The organism is Bacillus haikouensis (assembly GCF_013179555.1).
Lineage (GTDB): Bacteria > Bacillota > Bacilli > Bacillales > Bacillaceae_B > Rossellomorea > Rossellomorea haikouensis_A.
On sequence record NZ_JABMCR010000026.1, the window covers coordinates 1 to 24,654 of the forward strand.

General features: G+C 40.4%; 30 protein-coding genes and 1 riboswitch. Of the genes, 6 read left to right on the plus strand and 24 right to left on the minus strand.

Annotated features, from left to right (window positions below; genetic code table 11):
* The 6 genes from HP456_RS04465 to sleB form a co-directional block, all read right to left on the minus strand.
* On the minus strand, positions 1–303 hold a 303-nt coding region (locus HP456_RS04465; RefSeq protein WP_172248808.1), incomplete at its 3' end, for a lysophospholipid acyltransferase family protein.
* Position 304: 1 nt separating this feature from the next.
* Complete coding sequence (gene cmk / locus HP456_RS04470) at positions 305–970, minus strand: (d)CMP kinase (protein ID WP_172248809.1); 666 nt, start codon at positions 968–970, stop codon at positions 305–307.
* Positions 971–1,121: 151 nt separating this feature from the next.
* On the minus strand, positions 1,122–1,310 hold the full coding sequence (locus tag HP456_RS04475; protein WP_172248810.1) for a YpfB family protein: 189 nt from the start codon (positions 1,308–1,310) through the stop codon (positions 1,122–1,124).
* A 53-nt stretch (positions 1,311–1,363) separates the two neighbouring features.
* Positions 1,364–2,011, minus strand: a complete 648-nt coding sequence (locus tag HP456_RS04480; protein ID WP_172248811.1) for a flagellar brake protein — start codon at positions 2,009–2,011, stop codon at positions 1,364–1,366.
* Between the two features lie 178 nt (positions 2,012–2,189).
* Positions 2,190–3,536 carry a germination protein YpeB gene (gene ypeB / locus HP456_RS04485; protein ID WP_172248812.1) on the minus strand — a complete coding sequence of 449 codons (1,347 nt, stop codon included), beginning with the start codon at positions 3,534–3,536 and terminating at the stop codon, positions 2,190–2,192.
* Positions 3,537–3,550: 14 nt separating this feature from the next.
* Positions 3,551–4,348: a spore cortex-lytic enzyme gene (gene sleB / locus HP456_RS04490; protein ID WP_246288737.1), complete on the minus strand. Its 798-nt coding sequence runs from the start codon at positions 4,346–4,348 to the stop codon at positions 3,551–3,553.
* Between the two features lie 367 nt (positions 4,349–4,715).
* Here sleB and HP456_RS04495 point away from each other — a divergent pair, with 367 nt between their 5' ends.
* Positions 4,716–5,060 carry a hypothetical protein gene (locus HP456_RS04495; RefSeq protein ID WP_172248814.1) on the plus strand — a complete coding sequence of 115 codons (345 nt, stop codon included), beginning with the start codon at positions 4,716–4,718 and terminating at the stop codon, positions 5,058–5,060.
* Between the two features lie 61 nt (positions 5,061–5,121).
* On the opposite strand, the gene prsW is transcribed toward HP456_RS04495, so the two are convergent.
* A complete protein-coding gene (gene prsW / locus HP456_RS04500; protein WP_172248815.1) occupies positions 5,122–5,808 on the minus strand; it encodes a glutamic-type intramembrane protease PrsW in 687 nt (228 codons plus the stop codon).
* 87 nt (positions 5,809–5,895) lie between these two features.
* Here prsW and HP456_RS04505 point away from each other — a divergent pair, with 87 nt between their 5' ends.
* Positions 5,896–6,870, plus strand: coding sequence for an asparaginase (locus HP456_RS04505; protein ID WP_172248816.1), 975 nt, complete (start codon positions 5,896–5,898; stop codon positions 6,868–6,870).
* Between the two features lie 34 nt (positions 6,871–6,904).
* On the opposite strand, the gene HP456_RS04510 is transcribed toward HP456_RS04505, so the two are convergent.
* The 7 genes from HP456_RS04510 to HP456_RS04540 all read right to left on the minus strand — a co-directional run bounded on the left by HP456_RS04510 (position 6,905) and on the right by HP456_RS04540 (position 13,149).
* On the minus strand, positions 6,905–7,870 hold the full coding sequence (locus tag HP456_RS04510; protein WP_172248817.1) for a YpdA family putative bacillithiol disulfide reductase: 966 nt from the start codon (positions 7,868–7,870) through the stop codon (positions 6,905–6,907).
* Between the two features lie 234 nt (positions 7,871–8,104).
* The gene (locus HP456_RS04515) at positions 8,105–9,382 is read right to left on the minus strand and encodes a Glu/Leu/Phe/Val family dehydrogenase (protein ID WP_172248818.1); all 1,278 of its coding nucleotides are present in this window, start codon (positions 9,380–9,382) and stop codon (positions 8,105–8,107) included.
* A 257-nt stretch (positions 9,383–9,639) separates the two neighbouring features.
* Positions 9,640–10,227 (minus strand): adaptor protein MecA, encoded by a 588-nt coding sequence (locus tag HP456_RS04520; protein WP_172248819.1) that lies wholly within the window; start codon positions 10,225–10,227, stop codon positions 9,640–9,642.
* Between the two features lie 72 nt (positions 10,228–10,299).
* The gene (locus tag HP456_RS04525) at positions 10,300–11,208 is read right to left on the minus strand and encodes a MerR family transcriptional regulator (RefSeq protein ID WP_172248820.1); all 909 of its coding nucleotides are present in this window, start codon (positions 11,206–11,208) and stop codon (positions 10,300–10,302) included.
* A gap of 97 nt (positions 11,209–11,305) precedes the next feature.
* Entirely contained in the window at positions 11,306–12,073 is a 768-nt protein-coding gene (locus tag HP456_RS04530) for a metallophosphoesterase (RefSeq protein WP_172248821.1), read from the minus strand.
* Positions 12,066–12,449: a hypothetical protein gene (locus HP456_RS04535; protein ID WP_172248822.1), complete on the minus strand. Its 384-nt coding sequence runs from the start codon at positions 12,447–12,449 to the stop codon at positions 12,066–12,068. Before HP456_RS04535 ends, HP456_RS04530 begins: the two co-directional genes overlap by 8 nt.
* Before the next feature lie 64 nt (positions 12,450–12,513).
* The gene (locus HP456_RS04540) at positions 12,514–13,149 is read right to left on the minus strand and encodes a CBS domain-containing protein (protein WP_172248823.1); all 636 of its coding nucleotides are present in this window, start codon (positions 13,147–13,149) and stop codon (positions 12,514–12,516) included.
* Between the two features lie 149 nt (positions 13,150–13,298).
* Between HP456_RS04540 and HP456_RS04545 the strand changes: the two genes are divergently transcribed.
* From HP456_RS04545 to HP456_RS04555, 3 genes are read left to right on the plus strand one after another with little or no spacing between them, the layout of a single operon-like run.
* Positions 13,299–13,520, plus strand: a complete 222-nt coding sequence (locus HP456_RS04545; protein ID WP_172248824.1) for a spore coat associated protein CotJA — start codon at positions 13,299–13,301, stop codon at positions 13,518–13,520.
* Between the two features lie 3 nt (positions 13,521–13,523).
* Positions 13,524–13,784 (plus strand): spore coat protein CotJB, encoded by a 261-nt coding sequence (locus tag HP456_RS04550; RefSeq protein WP_172248825.1) that lies wholly within the window; start codon positions 13,524–13,526, stop codon positions 13,782–13,784.
* Between the two features lie 27 nt (positions 13,785–13,811).
* On the plus strand, positions 13,812–14,381 hold the full coding sequence (locus tag HP456_RS04555; RefSeq protein WP_172248826.1) for a manganese catalase family protein: 570 nt from the start codon (positions 13,812–13,814) through the stop codon (positions 14,379–14,381).
* 311 nt (positions 14,382–14,692) lie between these two features.
* Here HP456_RS04555 and HP456_RS04560 read toward each other — a convergent pair whose 3' ends face one another.
* The 5 genes from HP456_RS04560 to HP456_RS04580 form a co-directional block, all read right to left on the minus strand.
* A complete protein-coding gene (locus HP456_RS04560) occupies positions 14,693–15,148 on the minus strand; it encodes a DUF2663 family protein (RefSeq protein WP_172248827.1) in 456 nt (151 codons plus the stop codon).
* Between the two features lie 127 nt (positions 15,149–15,275).
* Positions 15,276–15,986 (minus strand): LysM peptidoglycan-binding domain-containing protein, encoded by a 711-nt coding sequence (locus tag HP456_RS04565; RefSeq protein ID WP_172248828.1) that lies wholly within the window; start codon positions 15,984–15,986, stop codon positions 15,276–15,278.
* A complete protein-coding gene (locus tag HP456_RS04570; RefSeq protein ID WP_312857732.1) occupies positions 15,964–16,584 on the minus strand; it encodes a CPBP family intramembrane glutamic endopeptidase in 621 nt (206 codons plus the stop codon). Before HP456_RS04570 ends, HP456_RS04565 begins: the two co-directional genes overlap by 23 nt.
* A gap of 3 nt (positions 16,585–16,587) precedes the next feature.
* Positions 16,588–18,051 carry a RecQ family ATP-dependent DNA helicase gene (locus HP456_RS04575; RefSeq protein ID WP_172248829.1) on the minus strand — a complete coding sequence of 488 codons (1,464 nt, stop codon included), beginning with the start codon at positions 18,049–18,051 and terminating at the stop codon, positions 16,588–16,590.
* Entirely contained in the window at positions 18,029–19,084 is a 1,056-nt protein-coding gene (locus tag HP456_RS04580) for a YpbB family protein (RefSeq protein ID WP_172248830.1), read from the minus strand. The genes HP456_RS04575 and HP456_RS04580 overlap by 23 nt, the downstream gene beginning before the upstream one ends.
* Positions 19,085–19,305: 221 nt before the next feature.
* Here HP456_RS04580 and HP456_RS04585 point away from each other — a divergent pair, with 221 nt between their 5' ends.
* On the plus strand, positions 19,306–19,554 hold the full coding sequence (locus tag HP456_RS04585; RefSeq protein WP_113967637.1) for a ferredoxin: 249 nt from the start codon (positions 19,306–19,308) through the stop codon (positions 19,552–19,554).
* Positions 19,555–19,794: 240 nt separating this feature from the next.
* Here HP456_RS04585 and HP456_RS04590 read toward each other — a convergent pair whose 3' ends face one another.
* The 5 genes from HP456_RS04590 to HP456_RS04610 form a co-directional block, all read right to left on the minus strand.
* Entirely contained in the window at positions 19,795–20,364 is a 570-nt protein-coding gene (locus tag HP456_RS04590) for an ECF transporter S component (protein WP_172248831.1), read from the minus strand.
* A gap of 156 nt (positions 20,365–20,520) precedes the next feature.
* A riboswitch (FMN riboswitch) is annotated at positions 20,521–20,656 on the minus strand.
* Between the two features lie 75 nt (positions 20,657–20,731).
* Entirely contained in the window at positions 20,732–21,649 is a 918-nt protein-coding gene (locus HP456_RS04595) for a peptidoglycan DD-metalloendopeptidase family protein (protein WP_172248832.1), read from the minus strand.
* Positions 21,650–21,874: 225 nt separating this feature from the next.
* Positions 21,875–23,104 (minus strand): RsiX family anti-sigma factor, encoded by a 1,230-nt coding sequence (locus HP456_RS04600; protein WP_172248833.1) that lies wholly within the window; start codon positions 23,102–23,104, stop codon positions 21,875–21,877.
* Positions 23,076–23,630 carry an RNA polymerase sigma factor SigX gene (gene sigX / locus HP456_RS04605; RefSeq protein ID WP_172248834.1) on the minus strand — a complete coding sequence of 185 codons (555 nt, stop codon included), beginning with the start codon at positions 23,628–23,630 and terminating at the stop codon, positions 23,076–23,078. Before sigX ends, HP456_RS04600 begins: the two co-directional genes overlap by 29 nt.
* A gap of 226 nt (positions 23,631–23,856) precedes the next feature.
* Positions 23,857–24,654 (minus strand): sensor histidine kinase (locus HP456_RS04610; RefSeq protein WP_172248835.1); only part of this gene is annotated, 798 nt, incomplete at its 5' end.

Below are 24,654 nucleotides of genomic sequence, written 5' to 3' on the forward strand. Positions count from 1 at the left end.
CAAAACCTTCAACCCTTTTCGAAGAGCTTCACGATCACTCATGCCGCGTTTAACAGGAAAAGCATGGACCCCCGGCAGAATCTTTCCGAGTATCGGTACCCTGAACAATTCCTCTTTCGCCATGAACGAAACTGGTCTTGGTGCAGTAATACCCACTACCGGAGGGTCAAGGTTGTCGATGTGATTTGCACACAGCAGCACTCCGCCTTCTTTAGGGAAATGCTCCAGTCCCGTAACTTCAATGCGGTAAAGCGGAGAAAGAATGGAATTTACTAACCCTCTGGCAAATGAATATAAATTCATATTAACCTTTCCTTTCCACAAGAGACATTATGCGGTCAACGACTTCCAGTATGGTGAGTGAAGTCGTATCAATCTCAGTGGCATCACCTGCTTTTTTCAAAGGCGCAACTTCACGTTCTGAGTCGATTTTATCTCTGAGTGCGATTTCTTCTTTTAATTTTTCCAAATCAGAAGGAAATCCTTTTGATACATTTTCTTGGTGTCTTCTTTGAGCCCTTTCTTCAACACTGGCCAATAAGAAGACCTTGACCTCTGCATCCGGTATGACGTGCGTGCCGATGTCTCTTCCATCCATCACCACTCCACCTTCACGGGCAAGCCCCTGCTGTCTTTTCACCATTTCCTCTCTGACTTGTGAATGGATGGCTGCATGGGACACAGAATTTGTTACTTCTGATTGACGGATTGCATCGGTTACATTCACACCATCCAGAAAAACCAGCTGGCCGTTTTCAGAAGGTTCCAATTCAATCTTTGTCGCTTTCAACAGCATTGTCAGTTCTGTTTCATTGTGTAGATCCACACCTGACTTCAGTGCTTTATATGTCAGAGACCGGTACATTGCTCCTGTATCGATATAAAGATAGGATAATTTCCCAGCTACAATTTTAGCGACGGTACTCTTACCTGCGGCTGCAGGTCCGTCAATGGCAATTCTCAATTTCATCAAAACATCCACCTACTTAACTTCCTTATAATTTCTACCCTATTCTACCATAAAAACAGGGAAACTTAGTAAGAACTTTATCTCAAACCCACTATCATATTTATTTAGAACAAGATATAACACACTTATAATAAAAAACAGCAGGCTGATTTCACCTGCTTCGATTCCCTGATATGGTTTCCACTATTTCACTATATTCCATCTTTTCCACTCCTTCATAAAACACGATCTTATGAAGTTCAGGAAGGATATTAAGCTCATGAAAAACAAATTGCACAGTCAGTAGTAATATAAAATGGACAATGGCGAGTTTTATCAGGATCCGTTCCAATGCTTTCATAGGTATCATCCTTTTCCTATCTTTAAGAAAAAGTATGTGTAAATGGAGGAATTTTATTCAAGCAGCCCTTTTTTTCTCAATTCCAATTGTCTTTCGAAGCAAAATCGCATGATAAGTTGACGCTGGGTTTCCGACAAGTTCAGGAATTGGATACTCGCAATCTTCTTATTATTCTTTTCCCATACCCGAACGATACTTCCTTCTATTTCAAGATAGTGACAATCACCTGTTTGCATCGCAAGCACTATTATCACAGTGATCCGGGCGCCCCGATCGATTTCCATTCCTTTTTTCACCAGCACTGCACATCCGCCTGCACTGATATCTTCTGTGACAGTGGGATGATAACGGTCATTGAATAATATCGATATATCCGCATTCGCATCCACGCGAACAAATTGTCTTCTTTGTATTTTAACCAGTTCTTCCTCTCCCGGATAGTGAATATGGATCATGGGGATCTTGGCTATTTTCCTGCTTAGGACTTCAGTCTCAAACATCAGGACGGTTTGTTCATTATAAATAAAGCTGGCTTTAAGCTTTGTTCCATTAATCAAAAAAACGGTTTTTCCCGTTTTCGTATGTATTGGATAATCAATATATATACCGTCTTTTCCGATTTCCACAATCCGGCATCGATATTTTTCTATTTTATCGCTATGTATAGGTTCGAGTTGCATTGTTGTTCCGGCTTTTATCATTGTAAATTACTCTCACTTTCCCGCATCTGATAATATGTATCTATATTATGTCACGTAAAATCTTTCCTTTCCATACTTTTTTTACTAATTATCATGTATTATCCAGGAATACCAGACGTCATTTCCAATGAATAAGAAAAAGACGATATCCTGTAAACAGATATCGTCTTTTCTTAGTTTATACGACTTCTTCATAGATCGGTTCTGCATTTTTCAGTTTTTCAACTTTTTCTTCTTCACCTGTATTAGCATTGATAAAGATTCTATAGGTGTCATTTCCGAGCATTCCCAAGAATTCATAGCAAAGGACTTCTTCATTCAGATCATTTACTATGACCGCCAATCTTTCTTCCATCACTTTCAGATTCGTGTTCGTTTCTTTTTTCGCATCTTCTAAAGCTATGCCTGGTTCTGCTATTTCACGATCATGGTTATTTCTTAGATAATCTTCTGCAGCAAACCCTATGATTTGACCGTTATCAAGTGCGACTTTGATTTTGATCGCATCAGGGTAGATTCTCACACCGTCCAGCACGGTCACATACGTGAATATACCCATTTTATCGTATTGGACACTTTCGAATAACTCCAGTTTCTCAAATTTATTTTCTTTAAGGAACTTTGTTGCTTTTTCTGCAGCTTTGTTTAAACTTATTTTACTATCTTTCACTTCGCGGTTATTGATATACCATATTGGATAACCGCCTTTTTGAGTGACATCCATACTAGCTTCAGTATTGCCATTTCCAATGGAAACACTATAAAATTTGAATTCGGAGCCCTTGCCGCTGCTCGCCACTTTGGCATCCTTCGATTTATCTATTCCTGAATATTTTCTCAATAGCGCGACAGCATCTTTCTTAGAAATCTGTTCGCCCTTCAGTTTCTTGAAATTCTCATCTCTTTTTTGGCTATTGACAAAGGTTGTAGATCCGAAACTCGCTTCGTCATAACCAGTGACGTTTTTCTCCACTGTTTTAAAACCGTCTATAATTGTGTTATCAGCATTCTCCTTACCGGAAGCCAGCGCCATTTCTACATCCATCCAGCGAAGATTATTCTTGATGACCAAATGCTGGACCTTTCTTAATTCCTTTTGGATATCCGCGCTTTGCTTATAAAGTGTTTCGAGTGATTTGTATTCTTTATCTGTCAAAGGCTTATCGTCCAGATCCCTTACTGCGACACGATAACTGAAATCTCCAATATTACTCAGAAATTCTTCTGTTTTGTTGAATGGGAGCAATGTTAACGGCAATTGACCGACATCACTGTGTGCCTGTGAAGTAAGACGCCAAACATCCGCTAGCGCAGGTGATAATGAACGCTTTGAATTCATCGCAAGGGTTGTACCTATTTTATCGTGAAGAATATCCATTTGATAAGTCAACTCATGAAATGCCCGCTGATAGTTGTTCTCTGCGTTAATCAGGATCGCATTCTTCTCCTGATGTTCCTGGTAGCCCCAAAATGCCGTTCCGGCGACTCCGATCACGAGTACAGCTATTACTATAGTACGTACCAATTTCCTTCACCTCTTTAGTTACAGAATATATGTTTCCCGATCTGTTTAATTTGTGGTCTGGACCAGATCCAATCACTTGTAGCCGTTACCGGATTGAAATAGTACAGCGCATTTGACGATGGATCCCAGCCGTTGATCGCATCAAGTACGGCTTCTCTTGCTTTATCATTCGGAGTCAGATAAATCTGCCCATCAGCAACTGCTGTGAATGCTCCCGGTTCGAAGATCACTCCTGCTGCAGTGTTAGGAAACGAAGGACTATCGATTCGATTCAGAATGACGGCCGCAACAGCTACCTGGCCTTCATAAGGTTCTCCCCTTGCTTCCCCGTAAACGGCATTTGCCATGATTTGGATATCATTTTGTGAATACCCATTTGGCGTGTTCGCAGCTGTCGGCTTCTGGGGGGCAGGTTTGTTTTGATCTGCCGGTTGTCCACCTCCGCCGCCTGTTCCTTTCTGCTGACTCAGATCTGTTCCCCCATAATGGCTGAATTTATTGCCTTTTTTAATCTGCTCTTTAACAAATTGTTCATTATACTTCGATGCTTTCACTAATTTTTCTTTTGTCTCTGCTCCGGCCATACCATCAATCGGCAGTCCGAACTCATACTGGAAGTTCCTTAAAGCCCAATAGGTCCCCCAGCCAAAAACACCATCTAATTTCCCGTTGTAGTAGCCAATATACTGCAGCCTCGATTGAAGTTCGATCACGTCTTCACCAGTGGCTCCATGTTGAATGACTTGGTTGGTAAAAGCGTCTGCCTTATCGCCTTCTGATGAGATCATCATAAAGGAACAAACAAGCACCATGACAACGGATGTACAAAACCATTTGATGCGACTATTCATAATGCTTTAACCTCCATATCTTCAGTTAACATTAACCCTAGTTTTTGTAGAGACACCCATTTTATACAAGTTGATAAATAAAAATCACCAAATTTACAGACCATCCACATTATTAAAATTCAATATGAAATCCGAGACGACCGGGGATTCTCACGGGTCAGCCGCGGAAAGCGAAGTCCTGCAAGGATCGATAACACGTTACAGAACCAACTTAGAGTACTGGCCAAGCATTGATAAGACAATGTAATGTTTAAGAAAAAGGGATGTAAACAACCTTCGTTATAATGATAGGAAGGCCAATCTAGTCTTTTATAAAGGGGAGACAATCATGGAAGATTATTTAGCAAAATCATTGGATGAATGGAAAGAAGACATTTCAGAGGTATTAGATCAGATCAATACTGATTATGATGAAGTTAAAAAGGAACTGAAAGTATATTCTTATAAGTACGGGATCACGAAACAGGTGATACAGTCCACTGTTAATGAGGAAATCATTGAAAATATCCGTGAAATGTATCATAAACCGTTTGAGGAAAAATATAGCGAACTAAAAGAGTACATAAGAGAGCTGGACGAAAAGAGAAAGGTATTCCAAATGTTTGTGAATAAAATTGATGAAGTAAAACGAAAAGAAGCTCCCAAAACGGACTTGGCAGCTGCTTACAAATAATATTTTACCCACCTTAAAAAGCCGTCCCATAACAGGACGGCTTTTTATTGAACCGCTTTATCTACAGAACCTCTTTCTTCAACTCCGCAGCAGAGTACTTATTAGCAGTCATGCGGTGGGCATGTTTGACTTTCTTCAATCCCAGCCACCATAAGAAAAGCATGAATGGTACCATGTAGTAAATCCAATTCTTCTCTGATAAAAAAATATAATTATACGTTCCATGTAAAACGAGCGGAATCACCACGGATATGAGCAGCCACTTATGCCGCTGATCCCGAATGGAAAACTTTGCTTTACCGAGGTAATATCCCATCAATACACCGAACAATGCATGACTTGATACCGGCATCAATGCTCTTCCAAACGCATACTCCACTCCATTGGAAACAAGGAATAATATATTTTCAACTGTGGCAAACCCAAGAGAAACACTCGCCCCGTATATAATGCCATCATATGGATCATTAAAATGGTAATGCTGAAATATGGCGACCATAAGAATGAACCACTTGAAAAATTCTTCTAATAATCCCGATGAAACATATGCATTCAACCAGTTAGAAGTGACAATTCCCTCTACTTTCAATACATATTGAAGAAACATGATTGGAAAGGTAATCAAGACACCGTATATAAAGGTTTTAAAGACTAGTGCAATCGGTTCAGCTTCATATTCATCGCGTAAATAAAAATAGCTCAACAGAGCTAATCCTGGTGCTATACCCGCTGATAATATCACCAGCATATAAAAGTCCTCTTTTCTTTCAGTTTTCTTAATCGTATCATGATAAAGTAGTATTGAAAATAAGAAAATCACAGGAGGAATGATGCAATGAAAAAAAACGTACTGGTCATACATACCGGCGGAACCATCTCAATGATGGAGGACAAGGATACGGGATCAGTAACACCCGGGAAAGAAAACCCCCTATCCGTACAAACATCAATGGTTTCAAGCTTAGCGGATGTTCAAGTCATTGAAGCATTTCACCTTCCTTCACCCCATATCACGACTGAACATATGCATAGAATCAAGCGTCTGATAGAAGAAGAGTATGATAACCGTCCATTTGACGGTGTTGTCATCACTCATGGAACGGATACCCTGGAGGAGACAGCTTATTTTCTGGACCTGACAATTACTCTTCCTGTTTCAATTGTCGTGACCGGGGCCATGAGGTCAAGTAATGAAATTGGAGCAGATGGACTTTATAATCTGATTTCTTCGGTGAGGGTAGCAGCTGAATCTCAATCAAAAAATAAAGGAGTACTGGTTGTATTGAATGATGAAATCCATTCAGCGAAAAATGTAACAAAAACTCATACAAGTAATGTATCGACCTTCCAGAGTCCTCAATATGGACCGATTGGAATTGTGACGAAACGAGGAATACTTTATCACCATCAGCCGACATCATCGGAAAGTTACAAAGTATGTGATGTGACGAAACGGGTAACACTCATTAAAGCATATGCGGGAATGGATTCAAGTTTATTGTACGCGATCAAAGAACTTAAATATGATGGAATTGTCATTGAAGCGCTGGGTCAGGGAAATCTCCCTCCGGAAGCTGTGCCGGGTGTCAGCGGGCTTTTGGATCATAACATACCTGTCGTTCTCGTATCCAGATGTTTTAATGGAATCGCTCAGGATGTATATGGATACACAGGCGGAGGAAAACAATTAAAAGAAAAAGGGGTCATTTTCTCTAACGGCTTGAACGGTCAGAAAGCACGCATCAAATTAATGGTAGCCTTGTCTCAAACGACGAACTTTCAAGAGCTTGAAAATATATTTAAAAAATAGGACACATCAAAGGAGCCCGCTTGCGGGCTCTCTCTTACTTTCTTTTATCCAGGATTGATTTCGCAATCACTTCGCCATGATGCCGGCCGTTTTCAATAAAAATTTCGTTTGCATTATTCCCTGCAGCAATCACTCCAGCTACAAATATCCCTTCCACATTTGTTTCCATCGTATCAGGATTGAATGACGGTCTGCCGGTTTCTTCGTCGATATTTATTCCAATTTTGGTAAGAAAACTATGATCTGGATGATATCCTGTCATGGCAAACACAAAATCATTCTTTATTTCCTTTTGTTCACCTTCTGTCACATACCGTACTGTTTCATCCTTGATCTCTTCAAGATGAGCATTGAATACCATCTGAACTTCGCCATTGCGGACTAGTGCATCGAAATTCGGCAGGATCCAAGGCTTCACACTTTTGGAGTATTCACTCCCTCTGTAAAGCACAGTTACTCTAGCTCCTGCTTTATTCAATTCCAATGCAGCATCCACTGCTGAATTCTTCCCGCCGATAACGACGACATCTGTATCAAAGAAAGGGTGGGCTTCCTTAAAGTAATGATGGACTTTCTCCTTGTCTTCCCCTGGTATTCCCATATAATTCGGGTTATCATAGTATCCTGTCGCAATGATGACGTGCTCCGCCAAGTATGTTTCCCTGTTGGTGGAGATAATAAATGCTTCTTCTTGTTTCTCGACTTTGGTCACCATTTCAAAGCGATTGATCCTGACATCTTTCCGCTTTGCCACTTCCCGATAATAAACAAGGGCTTGGTTGCGGCGGGGTTTATGTTCTTCGATTACAAACGGAACATTGCCGATCTCCAACTTTTCACTTGAAGAGAAGAAGGTTTGATGTGTAGGATAATTGTATATCGCGTTTACTATATTACCTTTTTCGATGACTAAAGGTTCGATCCCCATTTCTTTAAGGTGAATCGCAGCGGATAAACCACATGGCCCCCCGCCTACGATGATGCATGCTTCATTTCTCAACTTCAGGCACTCCTTCATATTGCTATATATCATTTATAAATAGTATTCGTTTTCTAGTGAGAGAAACATTCTCCTTTGATTATTATGGAATAAATTCATTCATTGGTCAAAGCAACTGTTTAATTCCTGATTTGCCTTCAGACAAAGGAATCTTAAACCGATCTCCTACAAACCATTTTGTAATAGCATTAAAAAAAGGATGGGGGGACCCCACCCTTTTTTCTTTCGTTGATCTTAAACCCAGCCTCTGAAGCGGCATGCTTCGGCCATTTTTCTTACACCGACCATGTACGCGGCAAGTCTCATATCCACCCGCCTGGTCTGAGAGGCTTCATACACATTGTTAAAGGAATTGACCAGGATCTTCTCAAGTTTTTCTTCCACTTCTTCTTCAGTCCAATAATAACCCTGGTTGTTTTGCACCCATTCAAAGTACGAGACCGTGACTCCCCCCGAGGAGGCAAGGACATCGGGAACGAGCAAGATTCCTCTTTCAGTCAGAATCTTCGTCGCATCCAGAGTAGTTGGCCCGTTGGCTGCTTCCACAACAATGCTTGCCCTGATGTTATGTGCATTATTTTCAGTGATTTGATTCTCGATCGCAGCAGGAACCAGTATATCACAATCAAGTTCAAGCAATTCCTGATTTGTGATAGTATTATTGAATAACTTTGTTACTGTACCGAAGCTGTCTCTCCGGTCCAAAAGGTAATCGATATCCAATCCGTCTTCATCATGCAGACCGCCATACGCATCTGAGATACCAATGACCTTGGCACCTGCATCATGCATGAATTTCGCAAGAAAGCTTCCCGCATTACCAAACCCCTGGACAACGACCCGGGCTCCTTCAAGCTTGATACCTTTTTTCTTAGCAGCTTCATGGATGCAAATCGTTACACCTTTTGCTGTAGCCGTCTCCCTTCCATGTGAGCCGCCAAGTACTAGCGGCTTACCTGTAATGAATCCCGGAGAGTTGTATTCATCTATCCTGCTGTATTCATCCATCATCCAGGCCATGATCTGTGAATTAGTGAAAACATCCGGGGCTGGTATGTCCTTTGATGGACCGACAATCTGGCTGATCGCTCTGACATATCCCCTGCTCAGGCGTTCCAGTTCTCTGAACGACATGTCACGGGGATCACAGATGATTCCTCCTTTCCCTCCACCGTAAGGAAGATCGACAATCCCGCATTTCAAACTCATCCAGATCGAAAGGGCTTTCACTTCTTTCTCCGTAACATTCGGATGGAAACGGATACCTCCTTTCGTTGGACCAACGGCGTCATTATGCTGGGCGCGGTATCCGGTGAATACCTTTACTTTACCATCGTCCATCCTTACAGGTATTTTTACCGTCAGCATTCTTACAGGTTCTTTTAATAGTTCATATACTTCCTCCGGATAACCTAATTTATCTAGTGCAAGATGAATAACCGTTTGCGTTGATTTCAGTACATCATTTTTTTCAGATGTTTGGTGATTTTCTTCCTTCTTCTCGGCTACCATGTATGTAAACCTCCCAGAATCTTTCACTGTTTAACGGACCCTTGTCCGCTTTCATGACATAGTATACACGTTTGATTTCCTCTTGCAAAGATAGAAAACCAAAAATCAGCAACTTTAGTGAAAACGCTGTCATTTTCAGAAAACAGTTCTTCCTTCATTCCTGTTCATTCCCTCATTTTTCCGCTTGAAACGCAAAGATATAATAAAAACACCTTTAGGTATGCAGAACCTAAAAGGTGATAAGCAAAGGGACATAATCAAAAATATTGTTTCATTTTTTGCATTGCATTCTTAAGAATTATTGCGTGACCATATTCGAGCATCATGTATTTTGTTTGATTAGATAACGTACCATATTCAAGCACAATTGACTTTACCAGGTAATGCTGGTTTCCCGGTATATTCTCAAAAAGCAGGTAATACTTATCCTCATAGTGAAAAAAGCTGACTTCAAGGGAGGCAGGCTTAAATTTATCTGTATGATTAAGCCTGTTCAGAACATCGATGATCCCTTCTAAATCATTGAAGTAAAACAATAGATCTTTATCTATGATGGGATGGAAGAGTTCGATACTGCTTTCAACATCCGAATAGTCCTCATCGTCCAGTTCTAACGTCAGGATCATACAAATTTCCTGTTCATCGAATGATTCGATTTCTACTGTGATCTCCATCTGTGCATCAATGCCGAACTTTCCTTGTATTTCATCAAGCATATCTTCAAACAGATCATGCCACATTAATGAATCTTTCCACTGTTCCTGCTCAAACAAGCCTTTTTGCTCGAGCTCTTCTACACTAATGGAAAACTTTATTTTGTTATCGGAAATTCGCTCTAGTCTCATTTGCGTGCCCCCTATGAGTGTGACGACTTACCACCATACTATGTAGGGGGTACAAAACAGTGCATAGACAAATTATAATTTACTTTTTAACCACTCTTCCCATTCAACATTGGTCTTTCCTACGATATGCTCCTCGAACTCTTCTTTTCTATCCCTAGGTAAATGATCGATTGCAAATCCTCCCATTCCAATCTCCAAATCTTCATGCTTCTCCCTCAGGCAAGAAACAAGTGTTAATAAACTGCTGAGATTTTCCTTCATTGTACATGAGAAGAACAGGAATTTTGGATTCACTTCCTCCAATACAACATCGATATCGTTTTCCTTGATGCTTGACCCAAGGTAGATGACCTCGAAACCTTTTCTGCGTACAAACAATGTAAAGATCAACAATCCTAACTCATGCCATTCCCCGGGTCCGCAAACAGCCACTACTTTAGGAAGAATTCCGTTGTGAGGGAAAGAATGCATGATGCTTCCGATACGGGAACGAAGAATGGAACTTGCAAAATGTTCATGGGCAGTGGTAATTTTGTCCCTTTCCCACAGATCGCCTATCTGCATAAGTAATCTTCCGAGAATATCGATTACCACTTTATCTATTGTATATATGGAGAATGACTTATTGATCAGCTCGTGTGCTTTGGATTCATTGAAACCGAGCAAAGCTTTAAGAAGTTCATCAGTTATACGTTGGGTTCTATCCAGATCCCGGCTCTCGGTGACATCATTTTCTTCCAGTTCCTGTTTGTCCAATAACGAAACCGCCTGGCTGATGGTGAATCCCTGTTTCACTTTCGAAACGAGCCATTTCAAAATATTCAGGTGCTTTTCCGTGTAAAGCCTGTGCCCTGAATCATTCCTGACGGGTGCAATGAAATTATATCGTCTCTCCCATGCCCTCAGGGTCCCGGGCTGTATCCCCAGAATTGTTGAAACTGCTTTTATATTGTATTTACCGTTCTTATTTTGATCATTCATAAAAATCCCCCATGGTCACCTTGTCCATATGCTGTTTTAAATTATAGAGTAGATTCCCCTGAGTGTAAAACTTGTATAGGCTATGAATAAGCTTTGTTCACTCAGTATCCCGCTTTAACGTGACAAGATGGGTTTCTGCTGGTGCACCTAATCTGAGCGGGATGGCTGTCGTTCCATATCCATTGCTGACCAGTATAGTGGTCTGAGGAAGTTCCTCTACTTTTCCTTTCTTGTAGAGGCCCCACCCAAATATCCTTATTTGACCTCCATGGGTATGCCCGCTTAACATCAGGTCGATTCCATCCTCTGCTCTCACCTGTTTTACCAGCCTTGGATCGTGACTTAATAGGATATTAAAACCAAAGGGATCTGCTTTGGAAAGCGCCTGCGGCAGTACAGCCCTCTGAGTGCTTGCATCATCTACACCGATCAAATTAACGACTAAACCGTCTAATTCAAGACTGACTGAATCATTTACAATCTCGTGAACCCCTTTTTTTACAAATAGCTTCTTTAATTCTCCTGTATCCACTTCATAATCATTATTACCCCATATAAAATATACAGACCCAATGACCGAAAGCTTTTCCAGATTCTCTCCCACTCTGGACAGCGGAACTGCTTTTTCCGTTAAGTCACCGCCTATGACAACAATATCGGCTTTTTTCCGGACTTGTTCAATAATTTCAGGTGAAAGCTTGCGTTTATGTATGTCGGATATAAAAAAAATCGTCAAAGTAACACCCTTAGGGAAATGAGAAAATGTAAACAAATGTGTCTTTACTTTATTCTTGTGGGCTTCATTAAACATAATAAGGAGAAGAGCCCCTCCCCCTATCAATAAAACACTTATAAATTCAAGCATGATGGCCTCCTTGCCGACTCAAATCTAAAGAAATAATACCATAAAAGACCGCTAAGAAGGAAAAAAACAAGGTTTCCCACATACCAAATACCGTCAGTCCATAAATCATGCTTGCATGAATGGGGACAATCAACAGTTCCTTATGTATGTTCCCCTTGAATAACCGTAGCACATAGTAGAATTCGAACTTCAATAAATTCCCTTGAACGATCAATCCGAAAATAAACACGATCGATGCCGCAAAAAATTCAACCGGATGCAAGACCAGCTCCACAATTACATCCGATGCTTGATGCGCTTCAATATCCGGGAACCATTTAATAAATAAATAACCTAATAGAAATGTACCTATCAGCCTGACAGCGTAATGCATCAAAAAAATCCCTCCCATAAATCATATGAGAAGGATTTTTTTTCATACAGCCTATTTTTATGAGCGATTATTCCTCTTCTTGGATGTCTAAGATTCTGAAGCCTGATTTCTCCAATTTATTGATGAATTTATCAATATTATCTTTCTTTTCTATTTTAAGGACAATTCTTCTTAAGAGTTTATCTGTGGCGTCAAAGGTAACGAGAGAAATGACCGACTCTGAATATTGCTGGATGATATCTCCCAACCTGGCGATTCTGCCTTCTGTTTCAACGGATGTAAAGGCAATTCTCACTCCTTTGCGCTCCATTCCGAATGCGCTCTTGAATTGATCGAGCACATCATAACGTGTGATCAAGCCAAGAAATTTCTTACTCTCATCTATGACAGATAAAATGGGAAAATCCTGCAGTTCGACTAACGTATCTTCAAATACATTACTCTCTATCAAGAACTTATCTTGATGAATGGCAATATCCTTCGCTCTTGTTTCTTTAAGGAACTTCTCCCTTTCCATACCTGATAAAAAATAGCTCTGATAAATATTGTAGCGGGTGACGACACCTTCATATCTATCATTTGATAATACCGGCAGTCCATCGATTTTGTGGTGTTCCAGTACTTCCAATGTTTTTTCGATTGAATCATTTTCATTGACAACATAGCATTTGTGCTTTGGAATCATTGCATTTTTTACGAACAATTGAACCACCTCTTTATTAATATGTATGATGTATGTATTCAACATTTAAAAGTCATATACCTTCTTTCATCAGGCAAAATTATTAACATGTTCTTTTGCATTCATACATATCTTTGTTACGAAGGATTTTCTAAACAGGAGGGATATTTGTGCATGAATTTTACAGAAGCTGGCACCCGTATGTGAGCCCGTTCGATCCATGTAAGCCTATAACAACAAAGGTTTACTCTACACCTCCTAACCTCTTTCTGGGGTTCCAGCCACCGAACCTGGAGCAGTTTTCACCTAAAGAAGCTTTGCATAAGGGGACTTTATGGAAAGTATTTTATGATCCCTATTACAGCCCCTATGAAAAAATGAAGGGAGAATAAAACATGAAGCAGCTTCCTGCCCATTATTACGAGATTTTGGAAGAGTTACAAGCAGTTGACTTCGTTGTCCTCGAACTCACTCTATATCTGGACACCCATCCCGATGATCACGATGCAATCTCTCAATACAATATGTATGTGAAGACCAGGAAACAAATCAAGAAGAAGTTCGAAAAAGAATTCGGTCCGCTGACCAACTTTGGCTACAGCTATTCAAATTACCCTTGGGACTGGAAAGATGCACCCTGGCCATGGCAGGTTTAAGAAACGGTAAAGGAGGAATCCATTCATATGTGGGCATATGAGAAAAAACTTCAATACCCGGTTAGAGTCAGTACATGCAATCCGACATTGGCGAAATACCTCGTCGAACAGTATGGCGGTGCGGATGGTGAATTAGCTGCCGCCTTACGGTACTTAAATCAGCGGTATACGATCCCCGACAAGGTGATCGGACTTCTTACTGATATCGGCACAGAAGAATTCGCTCATTTAGAAATGATTGCCACAATGATTTACAAATTGACAAAAGACGCCACTCCCGAAATGATGAAGGAAGCAGGTTTAGACGCGCACTATGCAAACCACGACAGTGCCCTCTTCTACCATAACGCTGCTGGTGTCCCGTGGACAGCAGCCTATATTCAAGCAAAAGGGGACCCGATTGCCGACATATATGAAGATATTGCAGCAGAGGAAAAAGCCAGGGCAACCTACCAGTGGATTATTAACCTGAGTGATGATCCTGATTTGAATGATGGTCTAAGGTATCTGCGGGAACGTGAAATCGTTCACTCTCAACGTTTCAGGGAGGCAGCCGAAATACTTAAGGATGAACAGGGCAAAAAGCGATTCTTCTGAAAGCCTCGACGTTTGGTGCAGTATTCCCAAACGTCTTTTTAATTTGATGGATGCGCTTTTGGTTCATCCAGCTTCGGCGGCTATAGGCTCGAGACATAAGACATGCCTTCCAAAAAGGCAAAGTACGCCTTTGTGGATGGCCTTTCTTATGCTTGTCGCCTCTGTGCGAGCCGCCTCCGCTTTTGGGTCATCCAGCTTCGGCGGCTATAGGCTCGAGACATAAGACATGCCTTCCAAAAAGGCAAAGTGCGCCTTTGTGGATGGCCTTTCTTATGCTTGTCGCCTCTGTGCGAGCCGCCTCCGCGTGGCGGTCACTTACTTCCATGATAGAGGTTGATGTCGAAGTGACTTTTCATTTTATCGAATACCTGGTGACGCTTTTTCCATGCATCTTCTTTCCAAAGGTCTTTGCTTCGGTCTATGATTTCCTTGCGAAGGTCCTGATACTCTTTTTCTTTTTTTACTCTCATCTGATGGAGTACTTTCACCGAACCGAATAGCCCTGCAAGAAACAGGGTGATATATAAGTGAAACGAGTCGGATACATAGACTGAAAACATCGCACCAAATGAATATGAATAAGGCTCCAATACCGCTTTAGACAAATAATAAAGGAAGCCGAATGTGGTAAAGATGGAAATCCATAAAATTGATACATGCATTTTTTTTGCCCTGTCAAACTTTTGTTTTCTATCAACCAGGTTATTAAGCATTTGTTTCGTTGCAGGATCTGTCCATTCTTCAAATTCACGGATGGATTCATGCATGCCCATCCCCTCCCTTCACTTTATTCTATGAACTTGTCCATTCCCGTAGAATCCCATATTCCAAAATTTCAGCGACTCTGCCCTTTCCTACAAATAAAAAAACCCTGCCAAAATGGCAAGGCTGCGATTAATCGGATAACGGTATTTTCAAGACTTGTCCGGATTGGATTTCATTAGATGGAAGATTATTTGCTTTCTTAATCTTTGCGATACCATCCTGTGAGTGATAGTATTTCATTGCGATTCGGAAAATCGTCTCCTGCGGCTGCACTGTATGATATATGATTTCAGAACTTGATTCTTGCGCCGGTTTCGACTCATCAGAATGTGTATCCGTTTCAGCTGTTTCCGGTTCTTCCACTTCCGCAGCTTTAGCTGCAGGGAGCTTAGTTTTATCAGCAGTATTATCTGCCTCCTGATCAGACTGATTCTTATCCACAGAATCACCTGACACATCTACTCCACTTCCTTCATCAGTCCTCTCAGCTGGGGAATCTTCTTCTGAACTGTCTGAAAGATCCTCTTCTTCTTCGTTTTGATCATACTGAACTTCTTCTACTTCATTATTTCCTTCTGATAATACAACCAATGGTTCATTCCTGCTATCAAAATATGAATATATACTAAATACTGTCAAAGGCATTAATATAAAGAATAAAAGCAATAGACTGATTAATGGATATTTCAGTTTCACTTTGTTTTTTTTCTTTTTTTCACGATGAAGTTCATTTCTTGGCGGGAGTGGTTCCCTTTTTTTAGGAGCAGCTGGTTCCTCATGAACTCTTTCAATTTTCTGCTTTATTTTATCTGCTTGATCACGATATGGGTCTTTGTTCATGTGACATCCCTTCTTTACTTGCTTGACTTGCCTTATAACGCATGTACAGACCTAATAAAAAATCAATGGTAAAGTGCATCATAATGGTGACCATTACATTTCCGGTCACTTCATAAATTATCCCGATCCAAAAACTCAATACAACTATATTTACTATTAGAAACCAATTAGCCCAATACCTGAAATGAATAACCGCAAAAATGATGCTGGAAAGAATCAACCCAAGATGAAATTGGACCACACCCCTGAACAATATTTCTTCACTCACTGCAATGACGGCCGCCAAGAGCGCAATCTCTGCTGTACTTCTTTCGGAAAAGATTCTCTCGTTTACACCGCCATCATCGTAATATCCAGCCGGAAGGTACTTCATCAGTACAAGATCCAGGATGACGGCAATCAGACCGAAAGTTAGACCAATCGTCCAAATGGAGGATGTCCACCGGAACTGACTTCCAAATGTGGACCAATCTTTAAATAAGAATATACCTAATAAAAGGGCAATCGTTAATAGTACTATTTGAGTAAAAAACAAATGAAACGTTAGTTGTTTTTTTGTGAGCTGTTTGATGATTTCGCCTTGATTCTTCATTGCCATCACTTATCCCATTAAAATTTTTTCTAATCGTTGTTCCCAATTTATCTCAACTTTGCTGCCTGACTCTTTCCCCATCCGTACAAAAAGATAATCCGAAACCCTGAATCCACATAGATCACAGCAATGTTCAGGCCGGTCTGTCATCACTTCATCAAAATACTCAAGGACAGCCTTCCTCCTGCAGGTACTATCATGCAAGAATGCCATCATTGAAAGTAGTTTCTCTTTCTTATATTGAATCCGTTCGTCACGTAATTGTTTAACATCATGCAACAGCCCGGCATAATCATTGGATTGTCCGTTATTTACATAGTGCATCAAAAATCTGTATTGGATGTCGGAGAGCTGTAATAAAGACATCAACTCATTTTCATTTTTTATTCGGTAAGAAGTTAAAAATCCTTCTATCTGATAATCAAAAGGAAGCTCACCTTCGATCAGCTGCATGGGCAGCGAGTGGTCTTGTTCCGTGTAAAGCACAATCGCTGCACTCTCTTTACCGTCTCTTCCCGCTCTTCCGATCTCCTGGAGATACGCCTCCACACTTGAAGAAAAATGAAAATGTATGACAAAACGGATGTTTTCTTTATTTACCCCCATTCCAAAAGCAGAAGTGGCACAAATCACACGTAATTTATTCGTTAAAAATTGCTGCTGAATAAGGATTCTATCCTCTTGCTCCATTCCGCCATGATAGTAGGTGACATCTTCAATCCCGCTCTCCATGAGAAGTGCGGCCAGTTCTTCAGCAAGCCTTCTGCTTGAAAAATAAATGATGCCTGCCCCCTCCAAGGAAGCTGTATATTCGATAAGCTTATTTACTTTTTCCTGATGGGAATCCATTCTTTCAACATAATAGGCAATATTTCTGCGATCAACTGAATAGATAACTTCGGCTGTATTTTCTAGCTGCAGGACATTTTTTATATCTTCCCTGACTTCCTTTGTTGCAGTGGCAGTAAGTGCAAGGGTTACGGGATTTCCAAGCACCTTTCTTATTTCACCGAGCTTTAAATAATCGAGTCTGAAATCCGGACCCCACTGGGAGATACAGTGAGCTTCATCAACGACAAACAAAGATATTTCCAGTGATTCCAGAGCATGCAGTATATCAGAATTACCGAGCATCTCAGGGGATATGAAGATGAATTTGTACATATGTAATCGTTCCAGAGCACGCCTTTTCTCAGGGAAAGGCAAGAATGAATTAATGGCAATGACCTTCTTCTCCCCGCTTACTTTCATTTGGTCCACTTGATCCTGCATCAGGGAAAGAAGCGGAGAAACGATGACCACCGGTCCCCGGAGTAAATATCCCGGTAATTGGAAACAAAGGGATTTGCCCGTTCCTGTAGGGAGCATCGCCAAGGTATCCCGTCCGTTCAGAACAGATTGAATCACTTCTTTTTGACCTTGCCTGAATGATGAATATCCAAATTTTCGTTTAAGCTCTTGCTTTAAATCCATTTCTATCACCAGCCTTTGCAATCGCGATTCTGATTTGAAAGTATGATAAATGAGGGAGTCTGTCTTTTATCGGTTTCAGTCTTTTGGTACCCATTTCCTCCATTACTGAAGCAGCATCTTGAAGTTCTTCAGGCGTGATGAAGCGATCTGTATCGAAATGATTTAGCGTCAAAATCATTTCGATAAAATGGTCCTCTATTGTATTTACTTTAAGTTTTCTAATCTTTGAAATTTCCTTGATCGAGTGGCCCTGGCTGTAAAGCCCGAAGGTTTTAGCGGTCGAAATCGTCAAGTTTCCCTGCTTCTCCCCAACAGTACTTACTGATGATAAAATAGGAAATCCTTCCTTGTCCCCATCTAATTTCGCCAATACTCCGTGTAGTAAATCAAGAAATCTAAATCGATATTCCTCGACATGCAGGTTTAATTTTTCGGCTGTCTGTAATTCAGTCCATCCGTAATCCCTGCAGCCTGTTAATCGAAAAACAAGAAGTGAAGGATCTTCTTCCATTTCGCTTAATACCTTATATAGCTCCCTGTACAGGGCAATCGAAAACCCGTCTCTATCTGACTTTTCCTTAACGAAATTCTTGATCCAATCCTGTATGTTTCTGCTGCGCTGGACAGGAAAATAAGATGTTTCTTTATGATTATGGTTAGAAAGAACCTGTATAAGCAAATTTAATCTTCTCCAGAACACATTTGCACGGTCACCATATTTCAACCCATCCATATGCCATGGAAAAAAAGAGGCGGACTCAATTGCTTCTTTCCCTTTTTCCGTCACCTCTGCCTTTAAGTCTTCATTCAGCTTGATGAAATGTCCGGTTTCTAGTTCGTCCACTTTTCTGTTGAAGAAATCACGGGAAAGATTGGGCAGCGATAGAAAAAAAGAGTACAGTTGAAATAAATGTGCATCCTGTATGGACTGAGAAGATTTCTTTCCTTTAATGATATGATAAACAGAGTAAATAGAACGTTCACCATTTAACTGCCTTAAGCAATATACTATTACATAGTTAAGATACGTCATGGTATTACTCCTCTGCTTGCAGGTTATTGTCAAATATTGTACCATGAATTTCATCCTTATCGATGTTTTGTTTTTGACAGATAAGATAAATATAATAAATACAGTCTAACTATTGAAATGTTCAACATTCCTCTATAAAATATATATTAGGTTATTTTTCTAAATAATTTTATGTATAATGAATGTTTAATTATATAGAATTTTCTCAGGAGGTTTTTTCGTTGCCAAAATATACAATCGTTGACAAAGATACATGTATTGCATGTGGCGCCTGCGGAGCTGCAGCTCCGGACATTTATGACTATGATGATGAAGGGATTGCATTCGTGACCCTTGATGATAACCAAGGGACTGTAGAGGTTCCGGATGTTCTTGAAGATGACATGATCGATGCATTTGAAGGTTGTCCGACAGATTCAATCAAAGTTGCAGATGAGCCATTTGACGGGGACTCACTAAAATTTGAATAGTTGCGTTTAAAAAAAGCGGCCGAATGTCGGCCGTTTTTTTTTTTTGACACTAATCCCTAAGTTCCGAAGCTGGACAAATCTCACCTTTATCACTTTTCCAGCAGAGAAATCGTCTTGCATTCTGAATAACCGTTGGAATATACCGGAAAAATCATTTTCCAATAATTCATTATTTGTTATATATTTCAATAGAAAAAGCTCTGTCGAACATAGCCGACAGAGCTTACTTTATTATCAGTCTTATGCCGCTCTGTTTACAGTGACTTGTTTGGTGAGCCAGCCCTGAAGACGGATGAACAACAATAAGAATACAACCGTAATCAATGCACCTTTCAGAATGTTAAAAGGCACTATACCTGTAATGATGATTTCTGCAGGCAGTTCGAAATTCATGAAGTACTTGTATGCAGGGAGCAAGATGAAATAATTGAGAATCCCCAGTGCAATGCTCATTACGACTGTTCCTGTGATCAAGCCTGCTAGTAATCCTTTTTTGGATTGATAACGAGAATATACGAAATAAGTCGGCAGAATCAGAAATACTCCTGCTGCAAAGTTTGCCAAGTGCCCGATTGGAACACCAGTATCACTGCCAGTCATGACATAATCGATGATATTTTTGAATAGTTCAACGAGTATGCCGGCAACCGGCCCTAAAACAATGGTGGCAATCAGCGCTGGAACATCGCTGAAATCAACCATCAAAAATTTAGGAAACGGCGGAATTGGGAAGTTAAATAGCATTAATACATACGAAATGGCACTCAACATACCGATCGTTACAAATGTACGTGTTGTCATTTTTTTCATTATACTTCTCTCCTTTTGGAGATTCATCTCACTTCGAAGATCGTTCAGCCCAAGCAGCACTAAAAAACTCCCAGATTAAAAAAGCATCCCGGAGTTCGAAAAGCCCTACCCAAATAAACGTTCAGCTTCCCATATTCTAAACGTTTTGGCTAAAACCTTCATCTTCTCCCATCCAGACTGTACTGTCGGCTTTGGAATCGCACCAAATCCTGCCATAAAGGCTCGCGGGCTTAGAAACCTATTGGGTCTCATCACCGCCGGTAGGGAATTTCACCCTGCCCCGAAGACGAATCTTATTTTTTTATACATTATCATTATACATAAAAACACAATCTTTGGGAAGAAGAACATTTCGAATTCGAGGTAATTAATTCCCCTTCTTAATGATCAGCTTTTGTTGCGGATGAATGAAATCCGTCATATTAAGGTCATTAAGATCGAGCAGCTCTGTCAATTCCAGATTATGTATTTCGGCAATGGAGTGAAGTGTATCCCCATTTTTCACAATATACCAATCTCCATTTAATTGTGTTGGGATAACCAGTTGTTGATTTACTTTTACATGCGAAGAAGCTAAACCGTTCCAATCCTGCACTTCTTCGACAGACTTTCCATATTGATTTGAAATGCTCCATAAAGTTTCATTCTTTTTTACAGTATGTATGATGTTTGACTCCGTTACACTTTCATTACTATGTCTTGTGGCCGGGTCAACCTGATTGACATTCACCGACACGTCAATCGTCTGATAAGGATCATGTTCTTTGGCAAAAACAAGCTGACCGACTTCCCCTACGCCATATAGCTCAAAAGGATTTACTGCATTCAATTTATCCAGGGTCCATTTTCCTTTATGAACTTCAAAATGCAAATGGGCACCAGTGGACCTCCCTGTATTTCCTACACTTCCGATTCGCTCCCCCTGTGCTACACGTTGATCCTCCGAAACTCCTCTATCATTCAAGTGCGCATACACTGTCTCGAATCCATTCTCATGAATGATGAATACGACATGACCATAACTCTCGGAATAATAAGATTTACTCACGATACCTGCTGCGGCTGAGTAAACCGGGGAACCGATTTCCCCTCCTATGTCCACTCCTTTATGATGGCCGGAACGAGTACCGTAAATATCCGTTATAACTCCTTCCACTGGAAAGATCCATTCACTGTCTGTCTCACTCGTCGTGGCTTTCACTTCCTTACCGGTAAGGAACATAATACTCACACAAAGACCCAATAATATAACAATCAAAATCCTTCTCACATAATCCAAAAGCATGCTTGTCCTCCTAACACTACTTAATCTTTTTCAAAAAAACAAAAAAAGTATACTCAAAAATGTATGTACTTCGTTCCGAAAATATGAAATGTGAAAATTTCCCTTATGATAGTTTGCCTTGAATGAAGCTAATTATACAAAAAGCTGGTGGTCTTTATTTGAGGAAAATCCAATAAAAAACGACCGGATAGAATCAAACATTCCATCTCAGTCGTTCATTTTACACTAATTAATATCTTTTTTATTCGGACTTAAAGGCGTTTCCACAGGCTTTGTAAACGTAAATCCATTCCATTGTTCAGGTTCGACGTTTTGAAACTGTACTTGCTCATAACCTGAACTTTTGGCCGTGAGCAGAATCCCTTCTATCATTTCCTGAGCAGATTGAAAATCCATTGAATCAAGATCCACTTTCTCACTGAATGTTATGTTCACAACATCTTCATCTTCGTTTACACTCATCGATAGATCCTCAGGTATTACACTTTTATAAAGGTCAGATTGTGATTCTTTCATCGCTTCAATCGATCCCTTTATATTTTCCCTGCTTACCGAATCCGGTACAAGATACCTGTCCCTGCTGTTAGGTGAGTACAGGTAAAACGCACGATGTAATGTCTGGTTCAGCGGGATGGAAGATATTGCTCCTAAGTGGCTGAACTCAGGTGAACTTCCGTCTTTATTTTTCAGCTTGATTTCCTTAATCTTTCTATCTTCAAAGGAATACAGGAGGGATTGATAAAAATTGTACTCATTTGCATTGCTTCCGCTGTAAGGGTGGTTTTCTTCCAAAGTCAGTAATACTTCTTCATTATCATCACTTAGTGATAAATCTGCCATAATTGGAAAATAATCTTTAAATCCCCATTCTGTTTCAGGTAACTGTTTCGAAATCTTCTCATATTGCTCTACCCAGTTCATACTATTATCGCTTGATACTATGACAGATACCGGTACCGGCACTGCATCATCAGAAACAAGTCCATACGTGTAGTACTCTTTAACAGCCACATCATCCTTGTATATGGATAGCCTTTCATGAGGTGAATCTTCCAGAGCACTGAAATCCATGTCGCTTTTATCATTCTCTTCAGCCATTTTGAGTTGGCTCTCTTCTTTCGGAGCCTTTGTTATTTCTGTACTGGAGTCATTCGCGGAAGTATCTTTCTCTGTTTTCTTATCTTCCCCGGAAGAACCTGCTGACCGATTCCCCTCCATTGCACTTTCTTCTGTCGACTGACTCATTTGCGAAATAAGCGCAGGAGACAACAGTACGACAATAAACAGTGCAGCAATCGTCACAAGTGCAGGAATATACCTCTTGAAACTGCTCCGGGACTTCTTATTATTTTTTACCTTGGAATATATATAAGATGGAGGCCGGTCATCTTTTAACTTTGGCAGCTGTTTAATCATCTCTTCGATTTCATGATCGTTCCATTCTGATTTCTTCAATGTCTTTCCCCTCCTTTCTTAGAAGATGATTCATCTCTATTTTCAGCCATTTCAAGGCTCTATGTTGAGTTGTCTTTACTTTACTCTCAGACCAGTCTAGTATTTCCGCTGTTTCCTTAATAGAAAGTTCCTGCAGGTACCGCATGATGATCACCATCCGATAGTCGGTTGAACAATGTTTCAGACATTCATATAGCTCCCTGATTTCTTCATTTGCTACAACGATTTCTTCTGGCGGAGCATCGTCGGAAGTCAAATCATTCCGATTCCAGTCGAATTTTTCTAGAAATCGGTTCTTCCAGTTTTTTTGCTTTCTGAAATGATCGATAGCCACATTTTTCGCTATGGAAAACAACCATGTTTTCTCGGAACTTTTCCCTTCAAAGTTCTGATAAGATTTAAGAACCCGGATATAAACTTCCTGGACCAGATCTTCAGCCAGCTGCCGATTGTGAACCATGTATATCAGAAAATTAAAGACATCCTGGTGATAGTTAGAGTATAATTCGTCAAAAACGGAGTCCATTTTATACCTCCCCGTCAACTGATTAGTCGAGTATTTTTTCAAAATGTTACACGCCGGAAATTTTTTTCTGCATTATTATTCTGAACTTTCATCTAAAAAAGCCAACAGTACTCCCTGCTGTTCGAGGTGGCTACTGTTGGCTTTCTGGATGAAAATTGTTCCCCATGTAACAAGATTTATCGTCACATTTCTTCAATTTCCTTATATGTGAGTGTTTTTCATCGATTTATGACTGAAAAGGAAGAAAGAAAGTAAATGTTGTCCCTTGTTTAAGCTTACTATGGACCTGTATATGTCCCCTGTGTGCCTCAACAATATTCTTGGCTATTGCCAAGCCAAGACCCGTGCCTGATTTTCCTCTGGTCCTTGCCTTATCCGCCTTATAAAAACGCTCAAAGACGAAAGGCAGATCTTCTTCCGGAATACCCGAGCCTGTGTCTTTTACGTTAAAAAGAAACCCACCTTTTCCTTCCGTTAATGAAACTGTCACTGCCCCGGCTTCGGGAGTATGCCTCACTGCATTATCAATGAGGTTCGTTAACACCTGCTCAATCCGGTCAGGGTCCATTGTCATTTCCATTTGTAAATCCACATTGCTTTCAAAGTAAATTGAAACCTTGTTTTCCCTTGCAATCCCCAGGAATTTATTTACAACCCTATCCGTAAACGGCATGATAGGAACAGAATCTTTATTTAACATGATATGTCCAGCTTCCATCCTTGCAAGATCAAGTAGGTCATTTACCAGCCGTCCCATTCTCAGGGATTCATCATAAATGATCCGTGCAATTTCCTTCTTTTCTTCTTCAGACTCTGCGATATCATCCACGATTGCCTCACTATATCCCTGAAGCATGGAAATAGGGGTGCGGAGTTCATGTGATACATTTGCAATGAAGTCCTTACGAAGCTTATCCAGCCTTCTTTCTTCTGTCATATCGCGGACGACAACAACCGCCCCCCTGATGGTATTGTTGTTGTACAGCGGGCTGACAATCACGACATAAGACCTTCCCTGAAGGGT